Source organism: Candidatus Nesciobacter abundans, assembly GCF_008189525.1.
Lineage (GTDB): Bacteria > Pseudomonadota > Alphaproteobacteria > CAJXXZ01 > 1604HC > Nesciobacter > Nesciobacter abundans.
Genome location: NZ_CP043314.1, coordinates 220,618 through 235,593 on the forward strand (window position 1 = coordinate 220,618; position 14,976 = coordinate 235,593).

Here is a 14,976-nt window from a genome sequence, read left to right on the forward strand (position 1 = left end):
TCTGTTTTTTTGCTAAGATTCTCTATATGAGCATATTTTATCAGTTAGATTTCGAAAGTGATATAAGGGAAATAGAACAGAAAATTGTTGAGCTGAAAGAGTCTACTAATTGTGGTAAATCTAAGGTTTTAAATGAAATTTCTGTTTTAGAAGAAAAAAGAGATAAAAAGCTAGAAAAAATATATGCTAACCTTACTCCTTGGCAGAAAGTACAAATTGCTAGACACCCAGACAGACCAAAAGGTTTTTACTATATAAATGCAATTACTGAAGATTTTTTCGAATTGTCTGGAGATAGGTGTAAAGGAAATGATAGGGCTATAGTTGCTGGTATAGCAAAATTTAGAGGCAGGAAAATTATGATCGCTGCTCAAGAAAAAGGGCATGATTCTAAAACTATGACAGAACATAATTTTGGAATGCCATTACCAGAAGGTTATAGAAAATTAGTTAGAGTTATGAAACTTGCTAATGAATTAAATCTTCCTTTTGTTTCATTGGTAGATACTGCTGGCGCTTCTCCAGGAATAGAGGCCGAAGAAGGTGGGCAAGGACATGCCATAGCTAGTGCAATTTCTGCTTCTTTTGAACTTGAAGTACCTAATGTTAGTGTAATAATCGGAGAGGGAGGATCAGGTGGTGCTGTGGCTTTAGCTTGTGCTAATTCTATAATAATGAACGAACATTCTATATACTCAACTATTTCTCCTGAAGGTTGCTCTGCGATTCTTTGGAAGAATAAAGATTCTAAGAAAAAAGCTGCAGAAATGCAAAAACTTACAGCTCAAGATTTACTATCATTTGGTTTGATAGATAAGATAATAGATGAACCTTTGGGTGGAGCTCACAGAAATAAGGACAAAATGTGTGATAGAGTAGCTAATTGCATAGAAGAAGAACTTGATTTACTTTCTGGTAAACCTTCTAGCTTTGTAAAGGCTTCTAGAGCTGAAAAATTCAAAAATATACACAAGAAATATGGAATTATATAAATATATAAAGATAGAAATGGTTTGGAGCTGTTTGGAGTGTTTAGTAATGGGGATTAATGTTTAAAGTATTATATAAAATTTTATCTAGATTGCTTTATTTATCAATTTTGTTTTTTTGTCTTTTTTCTATAACGAAGATTAGTTTTGCCATAAAAGAAATTAATAAAGATATAGAGTTTGCAAATGTAAGTAAGAACAAATTGCATGAGAAAATAAGAATTTACGATTATGGTGTTAAGTACTTAGATAAGAAAATAGATATAGATTTGCTAGAAGAAGTTTCTATGTGGATGCTTGGTTACATACCAAAGGGATTTAAAATTTTTCTACCATGAATTGTAATGAATCTATTTTTTTGAATGGTTTGAGGAATAATTTTAAGAACTTTAAACATAGTTATAATTTTGCTAGTAGTTTTGGTAAATCTGATTATGTTGGAAAATATACTGGAAAATGCAATGGGTGTTAAATCTATGAATAAGTTCAAATATTCAAATGAATCTACTGATGAACATACATTTATATCTCAGAAGCCTAAGAGTACTTGGAGTGATTTCTTGTTTCTTAGATTATTAATGATAGGAATTTCTATAAAATATCTGTTTGGAACTGAAAAAGTATATTTTCTGAATTTTATATTTATTATAACCATTTGTAGTTTTTTATTATTCTGTTTTGATTACATGAAGTTCTGTGATTTTTCATTAAAAAAAATTATAGATATTTATTCTTTGAACTGTTATTTCAATAATATAGAGGTAGGTTCATCTGATGTAGATTCGTTTCCCAAAAAAATTACTTATTTTAATAAAAGTGATCTGGAAGAAAGTCCTAAAGAAGACTTTAAAGAAGATTATAATGAGTCTGAGAGTCAAAAGAATTCTTATAAAAAATATTTGGATAAAGGTTTAGTTAATGGATATGAATATCAAAAATTAAACATATTTGTGGTTCAAATATTTATAGTTCGATTTGTAAGGAATTTTTTGATTAGTAATGTTTTTCTGAAAAGTCTCGTTGTCAGTTTGGGAATTTTTATTTCTAGAAAATTTGAATCAGAGGGTGGTTTTCCAGCTGGTGTTTTGTTTGCTCTTGGTTTGAAAGAATTTAAATATAAGGAAATTTTGATTTACTTAGGAATTTTCATTTTCATTTTTGTGAATATCTTTCCTATGCTTTTCGGGAAGTACGTGTTTTATACATTCAAAGAACTTAAATTTATAAATTCAGTTTGGTTGAATGATCTAAGTGTGTTTTTCCTAACTGTATATTCAGTTTTGCATATGATAAAAAATTTGATCTTCTGATTCTTAATGAAAATAATTTAACTTTCACTTTGGTTTGTCATAGTTTTCAAAATCATTTATTAAATAATACTTATTAAGTAATTTATTTATTAAATGACTATGATTCTTAATCAATCTATTTATATTGTATGCTTTTTGTGATTATCTAGTTTTATGATTATTTTGTCAGCTTTTTTGATAGTGCTTACTGGAATATTTATGCTCTTTATGGGGAAAATAAGATCTGTAATAGGTGTTGGGCTGATAGGTCAGGGTGTTAATTTACTTATTATTTCTGTAAACAAGCCTGGGAATGTTTTGGTACAATCAATTGTTTTAACTTCTATAGTTATATCTCTTGGATTTATGGCAGTTCTTTTGAGAAGTGATTAGGTTATATTGATTTTATTATTAGCTTGTTTGTGCTGTTTTGTAAAAGGATTGGGTTTTTATGTTTAGAAAAAATATTTTAGAAAATTTAATGCAGAAAATAAAATCTATTAGTTTTCGTGTGCTTAAAAACATTGCTTTGCTTTTTAATAAAGTTGTTCATATCTTTCTTGCTACAAAAGAAATCCTTAATTTCACAATGTTTTTTATGTATACCTTGGAATCTTTTTTGAAAAACATAAAGTTTAGAAAATTATGTCTGTTTTTAGGGATGGTTTTTGTAGTTTTGTTTGAAAATGAGCTGAGTTTGATTCTAATTTGGTTAATGATATTCTTCTCGGTTTTGAAATACAGATCTCCGATTTTTATTGTAATTATTTGTGTAATTATTTGTGGGCTAAAGAATTTTCACTATACTGGATTGGGTTTTAGTTATGATACTAAATCTAATTTAGGGTATTTGGCAAGGAATTATTCTGAGTCATTTTCTTACATTGAATATTCTTTAAAAACTAATTATGCTCGAGTTATTTTCTGGTCTTCTTCTATAATTACATCTTTATCGCTGTTGCTTGATGTAAAGATAGGAAAGAATCCCATTCATGATATACATTATATGGGTAAAAATTCTGATGTAGGTAGAGAAGAAAGTGATATTGTAGATATTTCTTCAGGTATTTTGTGCTCTATGTTTGGTATAATGAAAATACTTTCCACAAATGATATTTTAAATACATATGTAGGATATGAAATTATTTTTGCAGGTATTTGTTTATGCTTAGCAAAAATACAGTACAAGCATTTAGTTTCTTATATGAAATACCACTTAATAGCTTCTCTATTCATTCTGCTTGGAGTTGGGTATATTTATGGGCAGTCTGGAACTATGAATATAAAAGATGCTTTAAGTAGAAATGTAGATTGCTCTGTTTTCATGTTAGGTTTGTTTTTTAAGTCAGCAATCTTGCCTACTGGATCTTGGGTTAGATTTTATTCAAAAATACCTTCTAGTCTTATGTTCTTTATGTCAGCTATAATTACTAAAGTTCCTTTATACTCTATGTCAGTGTTTTTCAGTTTTAATCCAAGCTGCTTTTCTCCTAATTTCATAGTTCCGTATTTATTTGTTTTTAGTATGATTTATGGTGCTTTTCTGGCTTATAATTCTCACAAAACAAAGAAAATACTAAGCTTTCACATTACAAGTCAGGTTAGCGTTATTGCTCTTTTGATTTGCTTAGAATCTTATTTGTTTAATGGTTTGATTTGTAAAGATTGTTGTGAAATTGACTCATACTTTCTAGACAAAAATATAGTTTCTCCCAATGTTTCATTTGTTAATTCTTATAGTTCGTTTTTTGATCATAAAATTAGTATATGTGAAAGTAGCTTATCTTTCTTTGATTCGATATTATTTAAATTCATTCCTAAGGAAAGTTTTATGCTTGCTTTGAGAAATAATTTTTTCTCTCTAATCTACACAATGCATCACATTTGGACAAAATCTACCTTATTTTTGTTTTCTGAAGAAAGTTTGTTTAATAAAAATTCAACTGTACAAAAAGATTTAATTTCACACAAATACTCTGTAAATAAACTTTCTACAAATGAGTTTGTTGCAGACTTTATATCTAAATTCTCTATTTTTTCATTGATGGGCGCTCCATTTACTTTTGGGTTTTTGGCAAAATCCCTAGGAATGATTTTAGTTTGTTTGTACGGGAATATCTTTTTTGTTTTAGGGTTTGCAATAACCAATCTGCTGACTTATATTTCCATGGAAAAGTATATGTTTATAAAAATATCTACTTTTAATGGTTCCGATAATTTTAATAATGTAAGTGAAACAGAAGGTTCTTTAGAATCAGATAAGTGTTTTGATAAAAATATACAAAACTGCAGAAATATACAAAATTCAAGCACTGGAAATAATGATCAAAACAATTCTCAAAAAATATTAATTTCTTTCATTTCTTTCATGGTGCATTTATCTCTAATATTGTTTGTTTTCTTTGCTTAGATATGTGGTTTGTTTAATGGCTTATTTATGTGTATTTGTTTTTTCTAAATATTTCCAAAACCTGCTTTAAGTAATTTTTTTATATTATTTGAATGTTTTTGTTTTGAAAAGTTTTCTGAATGTTAGTTTTATGTTATGAATAAGTCCTATGTCCTTTGGTGTTGTGACAAAATCAAGTCCTATTTACAGATACTCATATGATAAGCCTGAAAGCAAGGTTGGTAAAATATTAACCTTGAGCGGTGTTTGGTCAAATGACAACCTTTCTTTTTTGCTTGAATTGCTTCCTGTGGATAAAGTGGTTTTAGAAACAAAAGTAAATCCTAATATTGCGTATATTTTGAAGAAATATACAAAAGAAGTAATTTTTTTAGAATCTCAGAATTCTATCTCTGAAAGAATAAAGTTACAAAGTATAGATAATCGTTCTGGGAGTCTTATAGAAAAAGAAAGATCTTTTTTGGTTTCTATTTTTAAAATGAATACAAAAATTTTACGAATAAATAAATTTTCAGAACCAAGGAAAGAAATATTTAGATTTTATTTCTATAAAGCTTTTATGAAAATAGGAAATGAAACTTTACCTTTAATGTTTTTGATATCTTCCATACTTGGTATAGCTATGGTTTTGGAGGGATATTCTCAATTAAAGTATATAGGAGTAGAAATGCTTACTATGCAATTTTTTGTAAAATTTGCTATTAGAGAAATGATACCTGTGATAATTAGTATGCTTATGGCAAGTAAATCAGGAAGCTCTATCGCTTCAGTTTTCGCTTCTATGAATATAAGTGGAGAGTTTACTATGATGAAAATCATGAGAATAGGAAAGATGAATATATTAAAACCTTACTTCATTGTTTTCTTAGTGCTGTTTCCTCTTATGAACATACTTTCTATATTTTTCTGTTTAATTTTAGGAATGCTTGCTTACAAAATTCTTTTGAAGACAACTATAATTCTGGCAGTGGTAAGAACTGTAGAATATATAAGTTTGAGTAATTTTTTGATTTCAGAAGCAAAATCATTGCTTTTTGGTTATTGGACAGGTTTGTGTGTCTGTGCAGCAGGGATGTTTTATAATTACGGAACTGAAAATGTAGGTAAGTCTGTTACAAAAGCTGTGGTTTATAGTGTTTCAGGAATACTCTTATTGGATATATTTGTAATGTTTGTTTGTAATGTAATGAAGATTTAGAGTTACTTTGTTCCTATTTTATTTAGTGTTAGATTTTTTTTACTAGATAAATGTGAATTGTTCAAGAGTTGTTTTTATAATTACGTGATAATTGATTAATAATCATCTGGAAGTTAAGTGATATATTTATTTTATTTAGATTGTTATTGTAATAACCGTTTTCTGTGTGATATTATCTTTTCTATAAATATATGCAAGTACTGAGTATAAAAGATTTAACAACTAGGTTCGGAGATAAATGTGTACATGACAATTTATCTTTTGGAATAAGAAAAGGTCAAATATTTTCTCTTATGGGATCTTCTGGAAGTGGAAAAAGCACTTTATTGAATTTGATTTTAGGAATAAAAAAAATTCAGCTAGGTGAGGTTTTTTGGTTTGGAGAGAAAAGTGATCCAGAGAAAATAAGAAAAATGATAGGATTTCAGCCTCAGAGTGGTAACTTAATAAGAGACTACAATGTTATAGAAAATGTAGCTTTACCAATTAGGATAAATGCTGATCTTGAGTGGGATATTTGCTATGAGCTAGCTGCAATGAAAATAAAAATGGTTGGATTGGATGAGTGTGATTTTTTTAAATATCCACACATGCTTTCAGGTGGAATGACAAAAAGAGCAGCTCTTGCAAGAGCCATTGCTTTGGATCCAGATCTTGTTATATTAGATGAACCTCTGTCTGGTTTGGATTTTGAAAGTGCTAAAAAATTTCAGTCACTTATATGGGATTTAGTTCCAGAATTTACTATAATGTGTGTTACTCATGATTATATAAAATCTCATGAATATGCCGTCTTGGAAAATAAAAAAATAAGACTTTTAGAAGAGAATGATTTAAAGGAGAATTTCATTAAATGAAAAATTATAATTATTTTAATAGAAAAACAGTTGGTATTTTTTTCGCACCGATGATTCCTATTGTTTTTGGATTACTGTTTTATTTTTGTAGTTATGGATTCAACAACAAGAAGTATGTAGTATTTTTCGAAGAAAGTGTTTTAGGTCTCGAGAATGGCTCTAATGTGCTTTTTAAAGGCATAAATGTAGGGCATGTTACTAAGAAATCTATAAAAGGAGAAGATGTACTGGTTTTTGTGAAAATAAATAAGGATTTTGAGATAAAAAATAAAGTAGCTCAAATAGAATCTAAAGGTATAACAGGTCATAAAAATATAGTTATGATTAATTCTCCAGAACCATATGAAGAGACAAAAGTATTAGGCTATACAAGAATACCTTCAAAAATGTCTTCGCTTTCTAAAATGTTTGAAAGTGCAGATGAAGTTACAAATCATACAACAGGGTTTTTTAGAAAGATTTCGAAAGTAAATGTAAAAAAAATAGATGATTTTATATTGAAGTTGGATTATGTGATACAAAATCTAGAAAAAACTGCTTTAGAAGTTTCTCAGATAAGTAGTAGATTTAACAAAATTACGAAAACAAATGAAAAAAATATTTCTATGATTTTTAAAGATACTTTGCCTATATTAAATAAGAATATGCTTGTATTTAATGATTTTTTGATAGATTCCACATCTATTTTAAAAAAGTTTAAAACGAAGCCGATGAAGTTCTTACTTGACTGGTACTCGTAAATGTCATATCCATGTGTAATATGTATGTTTTATCATCGGAGTTTTTATGTATTTTAGGGTAGGTAACAGAATTGTTCTTTTCTGATATAAAAGCTAAAGAAAGAAAAAGATTTTTTACTTTTCTATCTATAATAGTTTTGACACTTTTTAATTCATCAGTTTTAAAAACATTGAAGGATTCTGTGATTTCTTCTCAAGAATCAGGAATAGAGGTAGTGCATTATGTAAAGCTTTTTATGGTGATGCCTTTTTCTTTTTTGTTTATCTTTTTATATGAAAAGTTGAACTCTATTTATTCTAGACAAAAAGTTACTTACATTATTTTTGGTCTATTTGGGTTATTTTTCTTTTTATATGGAACCTTGATATATCCTCTTAGGACTTATATGCATCCATCTGTATCAAGCATTAGGGCCCTTAAAGAAAGTTATCCTTATTTTAAATGGATCTTTGTGGCATATGGATCTTGGACTTTTATGTTCTTCTACTTGTTTGCAGAGCTTTGGTCAGCAATATGTTTGAATTTGATATTTTGGCAATTAACTAACCATACAATGACATTAAAGCAAGGTACTTATTCTTATGTTTATTTAAGTGTTTGGGGGAATATAGGGTTAGCACTTGGTGGAGCTGCGACTTCATTTTTGTTTAGAAGTGTATACTTTTCTTTTGGAAACATATTCTGCTTCCTTAATGTTTTAGTAACTTCTGTAGTGATTGCAATAATATTTTTATATTACATTTTATATAGCAAGATTTTGGATCCGAAAATAGTGGAAAATTTAAATGTTTCAAATACAAGTAAGAAAAAGAAACTTAGTTTTTATTCTTCAATAAGAGTTGTATTTTCCTCTAAGTATCTTATTTTGATGATGATGCTTGTTTTTTGCTACCATGTTAGTGCAAATCTAATAGAAGTGACTTGGAAGGCGTGTTTGAAGCTTTTATCAGGAAATGACTCAAAATTTGCTTCTTATATGGGTAATATGCATTTTACTGTAGGTATTGTTTCTATAATTCTATGTGAAATACCTAAATATCTTGTAAAAAAGTTTAGCTGGAGATTTTGTGCAAGGCTTACTCCAATGGTTATAAGCGTTTTTTCTGGTTTGTTTTTCTTGGTTTTGTATAATGATTCTCTATACTTTGTCAGAAATTATGGACTTCTTATTGTTATAATTTGTGGATCTATGAACTATATATTAGGTAAAATAATGAAATACTCATTGTTCGATCCTACAAAAGAGCTTGCTTACATCCCACTTTCTTCAGAATTGAAAGATAAAGGAAAGCCATTTATTGATGTTTTTGTAAGTAGACTTTCAAAAGCTTTTAGTGCATTTATTCAGGCTTTGTTTTTGATGATATTTCCAGATAGTACTCAAATAACAATAGCAAACAAGCTTCTATATGTTGTTGTTATCTTTATGGTTGTTTGGTTTCTAGTTATTAACAGGCTTTCTGAAAAATATGAAAAGTTAATTTCTCAGAATAATAAATCTTGAGAAGTGGTTTTTTACCTTATATATTAAGCTAAGGTTATATATAATTTACTAAAGTTATTTGATATTTATGTACTTTATTGATTGGTTTTGTTATGATGCTTCTAATGTTTGTACTGTCGCTTTTGTTTGCATTGACCAAAAATTCAATTGATAAGCAGATTTCTCAATTATTATATTCATTCAAAAATCATGAGTGGCCTTATAATGTGATAATGAATGATTTTATAAGAAGTCAATGCAATGAAGCTTACAAAGAATTTGCTATGTCTATGATTTTTAGTGATTTAAAGAAGAAGAACCTTATTACTAGTAAGCAATTTGATGAGCAAGAAGCAAAGACTAAAACTTGTTGTTTAAGGTGTCTTGTAGCAATACATGTGTCTTCTGATGAGAGTATGTATGCTGATTATAGCAATTATCTTGTAAGGTTTGGTAAATAAGTATTTGTTTAAATAAGTAATATGTTTTGCAAATAATAACTTTTGCTGAGTGTGTGTTTCTGGAGTATGTGGATTAGAAAAGCACTTACAAAATAATAAGGAAAAAGGGGAATAAAAAAATATGTTTTTAAAGTTTTTTGAAAATAAAAAAAATAACTACATCATTGGAGCGTTTTATTTTTCAATGTCCATTTTATGTGGATTATTGAATGATTTTATAGTTAGGTATATGTCTTTTGGAGAGATGGGATTGGCTCAAATAATGTTTTTGAGGTTTTTGTTTAGTGCATTATCCATGCTTCCTTTTATGATAAAAAACAAATACTCCACAGATAATTATACTGTTCATTTGATAAGGTCATTTTTATTTTTTGTTCCTATAGTATTGTGGAATTATGGAGTTTCTAACGGAGGATTAATAATTGCTACATTTATGGAATTATCTATACCTGTTGTTTTGCTAGTAATGGCGAAAATTTTCCTTGGAGAAGATTTGAAAGGAAGAATTTTAAGCACTATCCTTGGAATTGCTTCTGTATGCTTTGTAATGTTTAAGCAGCTGGAATTTGGTGTAAGTGTATATGTAGTATTAGCATTTGCAGTAGCTGTTTTGTGCTTTTCCTCTTTAGATATAATTAACAAAAAACTTTTGAATAAAGATAATGATCCTTTGTATGCTTTCTTGTTTTATTCTGCGTTAGGAACTTCTTTGTTTAGTTTACCATTTGCTGTATGTACATGGGTTTCTGTTTCTTATCAGTCTATTGTACTTTGTATGATCCAAGGTGTTTCTAGTAACCTTATTTTATTCTTTATATTGAAGGCTTATAAAAAAACTGATGTAAGTTCTTTGCAGCCTATTAGATTTATATCTTTGCCTATTTCTGCTCTGTTAAGTGCTGTATTTTTCAAAGAAAGAATGAGCTGGTACTTGGTTTTAGGTTTTATGTTTTTAGTAGTATCAATCATGATGAATATTAAAAATGAAGTTATTAAAAAAAATAAAATTTAAAAATATTTTGACTTTTTAAATACAATTAAAATTTTTTTCTGGATAATATTAATTACTATTTTGACAATATATATAGATATTCAAAATCGTAGTTTAATTTTAACTTTGATTTGTATTAATCTTGAAAGATATCAATTCGTTAAGTCCATAATATCATGTTATAAAACAAACCTGACTACATAATTTTGTAAAACAATCTTTATATACAATTATATTTTAGTTAAGTTTTTTATAGGTTTGTACAATATTTTAGTATGTGTTTTAAGGTCTTGATCATACTAAGAAGCTGAATTATACGTATTTAATTAGTATAAATATAATTTCCGCAGTGTATGATATTCAAATTAATTAATCAACTAATATTTCTTCTTCTGATTCATTTTTGTTTTTATCATTTAACTCAAATAACTTTAACCATTTTTCATTCTCAGTTTTATCATGTTTGATTTTTTGTAAGAAAGTTTTACAAAGCATTACAGCTGGATTTGGCCCAAGGTTTTTTCTCATTGGTTTAGAATAGTTGTCATTTCCACACCAGGTTCCCAGCACTATTTTTGGAGAAAATCCTACAAACCAAAAATCTCTATATTTTTGAGAAGATCCAGTTTTACCTGCTACTGGGAAGTTCAAAGCCCCTATGCTTCTTGCAGTTCCTTTCTGTGTAACAGAGTATAGTAGTTTGAATATTTTTTTATTAGTTTTTTCTTCAAAAACCTGTTCTGTTAATTCATTTTTGCATTTATCTGATTCGTTTATATATTCTTCTGTTTCATATATTTCGTTGTCATTAAATGACATATCATATGCTTCTTCTGGATCCCATATAACTTCATTAGTATCATTATCTATTATTTTTACTATTCCTTTATATTCAACTTTGTGTCCTAAGTTTGCTACTGATCCAAAGCATTGCACTAGCTCTAGAAGTGTGGATTCTAAGCTACCTAAAGAAATTGATAGATTATTTTTTGCTCCATCTATATTTAATCCTAAATCTCTAGCTTTTAATAGTATTTTTTTTATTCCTATTTTTTGCGCAATTCTTACAGTGACACTATTTATAGACTTAAAGAATCCTTCAGCTAGAGTAACATATCCTTTTTCTTGGTGATAATAGTTACTAGGAGACCACCCCATGATTTGAGGAGGAGAATCTTCTATTAATGTATTTATACCCATGTTGTTCTCTAGAGCTGTAGAATATACAAAAAACTTAAATATAGACCCACTTTGTCTAAGTGATTGAGTGGCTCTGTTGAATGCTCCGCTTGAATAATTAGATCCACCTATAATTGCTTTTACATGTCCTTTTGTGCTCATTGCTAAAAGAGCTAGGTTTTCGAAGTCCCATTTATTTTTATATTTTTCTATTATTTCTTTAGAAGCTTGATCAGCTTTATTTTGTAAATCTAAATCTATGGTGCAAATTATTTTTAAATTCCTTTTCATTTCTTTTATCCATGTTGGGATTTGTGTAAGAATCCAATCAGAATAAAAATAAATAGAGCTATTGCTTTGAGTATGTTTGAGCTTATGTGGCGTAGCTAAAGCTAGTTCCATTTTTTCCTGATTAATGAAACCCATCTTAAGCATAGAATTTAAAACATGCTCCTTTCTTTCTGCTAATTTTTCTGGTTTAGATGCATAAGTGGAAGGAGATTTTAGCATGCTGATTAATATAGCAGATTCAGAAACAGACAATTCTTTACATGTCTTTCCAAAGTATTTCCATGATGCAGCTTCTATTCCATAAGTTCCACTTCCAAAATAAACTCTATTCAAATAATATTCCAAAATCTGATCTTTGGAGTATTTATGCTCTAGCTTTAGAGATAAAAATGCTTCTCTTATTTTTCTAAAATACGACTTAGGAGGTATTTTCCCTCCTAAATTTTCTTGGAGTATATTTTTAGCCAATTGCTGTGTTATTGTGCTTCCTCCTTCAACTATTCTGCTTGATTGAAGATTCTTAGACAAAGCCCTAGCTATAGAAGCAAAATCTATGCCTATGTGTGAGTAAAATTTTCTATCTTCTAAAGATATTAGTGCATGAGGAATATGTTTTGGTATTTCATTGATGCTTAAGTGTTGGTATTTTAAGCTTCCGTAAGTTGAAACTAGATTCTTATTTTCATCTTCTATAACTACAAATGGATCTATTTTTAATATAGACAAGTCATTTATTTGAGGTAAAGTCAAATTTATATAAAAGAATATTACACAAAAAGTAATAATAGAAGTTAGCATAAAGTTCAACAGTTTTTTCATGAATACCTTTCCAGACAACTTGGTCATACATTCAGATACAAGTGTGCAGTTTTTTGTTTAATAATAGCTGATTTTAATGTAAACTTTGTACATATTTTTTATACGTTTATCTATTGAAATTCTAGAATTAGTACACTCTAAAGACATATGTACTTAATTATTAAAAAACCACTTTTCATTAATATATTGTATTAAATGAGCTTAAATTAATATACTTTATTTGTAAATCTCGATGTTTTTATAGATTTATAAGGTATTTTTTATTAAATACCATTAGTTTTATAGGCTTACTAGTTAATTTGTAAATCTCAAAACTTATTCCAGATTTAATATATATAGTACATCATGAAATTATATATCGAGAATTAAGAGGGGCTATATTAAAAAAACTACAAATTAATTCTTTCTTTTAAGAACATTAGTAATTGCTTTTTGTGGTATAGAAACTTTTCCTGCCATTAATTCTTTCATCTTCTTTTTACCTTTTTTCTGTTTTTCAAGTAATTTTCTTTTTCTAGTTGCATCACCACCATAACACTTTGCTGTAACATCTTTTCTTAAAGGTTTTACAGTTTCTCTAGCTATGATTTTACCACCTATAGCAGCTTGTACAGCAATAGGAAACAAATGTCTTTTTATATTATCTCTTAAGATTTCACATGCATTTCGTCCATAAGACTCTGCATGGTCTCTATATATTAAAGTGGACAATGCATCTACTTTAATTCCATCAACTAATATGCTTACAGCAACTATATTGGAAACTTCATAGCCATCATCTTCATATTCGAAGCTTCCATATCCTTTAGTAGCTGATTTTAATTTGTCATTGAAATCGAAAATTATATCAGAAAGTGGAAATCTATATTTTAAAATAATACGTTTAGAAGCTTCATTTATTCCACTCATATACTCCATTGATTCTTGTCTTCCTCTTTTTTCTTCACAAAGTACTATTGTGTTACCAAGAAATTCTTCATCAACAATAACGCTAGCTTTTATCCAAGGTTCTTCTATAAAATCTATTTTATTAACCTCAGGCATTTCAGATGGGTGGTTTAAGAACAGTACTTCTCCATCTTTTTTGATTATTTTGTATTCTACGCTAGGAGATGTCATGATTACGTTTATATCAAACTCTTGATCTAATCTTTGTTGTGTAACTTCTAGGTGTAAAAGCCCTAGAAATCCACATCGAAATCCAGACCCCAGACTAGGCATGTTAATTTTTTCTATTAGCAAACTACCATCATTTAGTTTTAGTTTTTCTAAAGAAGCTTTTAATGTTTCATAATCAGAGCTATCTGCAGGGTAAATTCCACAAAAGACAACAGGGCGCATTTCTTTAAACCCAGGAAGGGATTCTGTGATTGTGCTATCTTTGAGCACAATTGTGTCTCCTAATTTGCAATCAGATAAATCTCTAATATTAGCAATCATAAAACCTACCATTCCAGAAGTAAGTTCTTTCAATTCAACTCTTTTGGGAGTAAAAATTCCTACATTTTCTATTGTGTAATTAGAGCCTGTATTGATCATTTTTATTCCTTGTTTCGGTCTTAGTGATCCATCTATTATTTTTACAAGAAGAACAACTCCTGCATATTTGTCATACCACCCATCTACAAGAACAGCTCTAGTTTCTTTATTTATATCACCTATAGGGCTAGGTATGTTTTCAATTATAGATTCTATTACCTTTTCAACACCTTTACCTGTTTTTGCAGAAACTTGTAATGGTTCCATTTCTATTCCAAGTAAATTTCTTATTTGATCAGTACAAGCCTCTGCATCTGCTGATGGAAGATCCACTTTGTTTAAAACAGGCATCATAAATAAATCTTCATCTATAGCATTGTAAACATTAGCCATTGTTTGTGCTTGTACGCCTTGAGATGCGTCTACAAGTACAACCGCACCTTCACATGCAGCAAGAGACCTCTTTACCTCATAGCTAAAATCTACGTGACCAGGTGTGTCGATTAGGTTTATTATATATTCCTGATTGTCTAATGTGTATTTCAATGAAACACATTGAGCCTTTACTGTGATTCCTCTTTCCTTTTCTACATCAAGTGAATCTAAAACCTGACTTTTCATTTCTCTCTCAGATAGACCACCACATTTTTCAATTATCCTATCAGAAAGTGTAGATTTACCATGATCTATATGAGCTATTATGGCAAAATTTCTTATATATTTATTTTGAAAAACTACTTCTTTGTTATTAATTGTTTTTTCTTTGTTATTAATCTTTTTATCCATATT

13 protein-coding genes are annotated in these 14,976 nt (G+C 28.5%); 11 read left to right on the top strand and 2 right to left on the bottom strand.

Annotation, left to right across the window (positions count from 1 at the left end):
* The first annotated feature begins 26 nt into the window (after positions 1–26).
* From FZC36_RS01010 to FZC36_RS01060, 11 genes are all read left to right on the top strand, one after another.
* On the top strand, positions 27–992 hold the full coding sequence (locus FZC36_RS01010; protein WP_148972137.1) for an acetyl-CoA carboxylase carboxyltransferase subunit alpha: 966 nt from the start codon (positions 27–29) through the stop codon (positions 990–992).
* Positions 993–1,048: 56 nt separating this feature from the next.
* Positions 1,049–1,327: a hypothetical protein gene (locus FZC36_RS01015; RefSeq protein ID WP_148972138.1), complete on the top strand. Its 279-nt coding sequence runs from the start codon at positions 1,049–1,051 to the stop codon at positions 1,325–1,327.
* Positions 1,328–1,423: 96 nt separating this feature from the next.
* A complete protein-coding gene (locus FZC36_RS01020; RefSeq protein ID WP_148972139.1) occupies positions 1,424–2,299 on the top strand; it encodes a hypothetical protein in 876 nt (291 codons plus the stop codon).
* Positions 2,300–2,452: 153 nt separating this feature from the next.
* Complete coding sequence (locus tag FZC36_RS01025) at positions 2,453–2,671, top strand: NADH-quinone oxidoreductase subunit K (protein WP_148972140.1); 219 nt, start codon at positions 2,453–2,455, stop codon at positions 2,669–2,671.
* Positions 2,672–2,729: 58 nt separating this feature from the next.
* Positions 2,730–4,688, top strand: coding sequence for a proton-conducting transporter transmembrane domain-containing protein (locus FZC36_RS01030; protein WP_148972141.1), 1,959 nt, complete (start codon positions 2,730–2,732; stop codon positions 4,686–4,688).
* Positions 4,689–4,836: 148 nt separating this feature from the next.
* Entirely contained in the window at positions 4,837–5,886 is a 1,050-nt protein-coding gene (locus tag FZC36_RS01035; RefSeq protein ID WP_148972142.1) for an ABC transporter permease, read from the top strand.
* A gap of 191 nt (positions 5,887–6,077) precedes the next feature.
* Entirely contained in the window at positions 6,078–6,743 is a 666-nt protein-coding gene (locus FZC36_RS01040) for an ATP-binding cassette domain-containing protein (RefSeq protein WP_148972143.1), read from the top strand.
* Positions 6,740–7,483, top strand: a complete 744-nt coding sequence (locus tag FZC36_RS01045) for an MlaD family protein (protein WP_148972144.1) — start codon at positions 6,740–6,742, stop codon at positions 7,481–7,483. The genes FZC36_RS01040 and FZC36_RS01045 overlap by 4 nt, the downstream gene beginning before the upstream one ends.
* Before the next feature lie 71 nt (positions 7,484–7,554).
* Entirely contained in the window at positions 7,555–8,988 is a 1,434-nt protein-coding gene (locus FZC36_RS01050) for an Npt1/Npt2 family nucleotide transporter (protein ID WP_148972145.1), read from the top strand.
* Positions 8,989–9,092: 104 nt separating this feature from the next.
* Positions 9,093–9,428, top strand: a complete 336-nt coding sequence (locus tag FZC36_RS01055; RefSeq protein WP_148972146.1) for a hypothetical protein — start codon at positions 9,093–9,095, stop codon at positions 9,426–9,428.
* 121 nt (positions 9,429–9,549) lie between these two features.
* On the top strand, positions 9,550–10,440 hold the full coding sequence (locus tag FZC36_RS01060; RefSeq protein ID WP_148972147.1) for a DMT family transporter: 891 nt from the start codon (positions 9,550–9,552) through the stop codon (positions 10,438–10,440).
* 348 nt (positions 10,441–10,788) lie between these two features.
* Here the strand turns inward: FZC36_RS01060 and FZC36_RS01065 are convergent, their stop codons facing one another.
* Together FZC36_RS01065 and lepA are read right to left on the bottom strand one after the other, a co-directional pair.
* Positions 10,789–12,708 (bottom strand): transglycosylase domain-containing protein, encoded by a 1,920-nt coding sequence (locus FZC36_RS01065; protein ID WP_187440129.1) that lies wholly within the window; start codon positions 12,706–12,708, stop codon positions 10,789–10,791.
* 396 nt (positions 12,709–13,104) lie between these two features.
* Positions 13,105–14,973 carry a translation elongation factor 4 gene (gene lepA / locus FZC36_RS01070; RefSeq protein ID WP_148972447.1) on the bottom strand — a complete coding sequence of 623 codons (1,869 nt, stop codon included), beginning with the start codon at positions 14,971–14,973 and terminating at the stop codon, positions 13,105–13,107.
* Positions 14,974–14,976 lie beyond the last annotated feature (3 nt).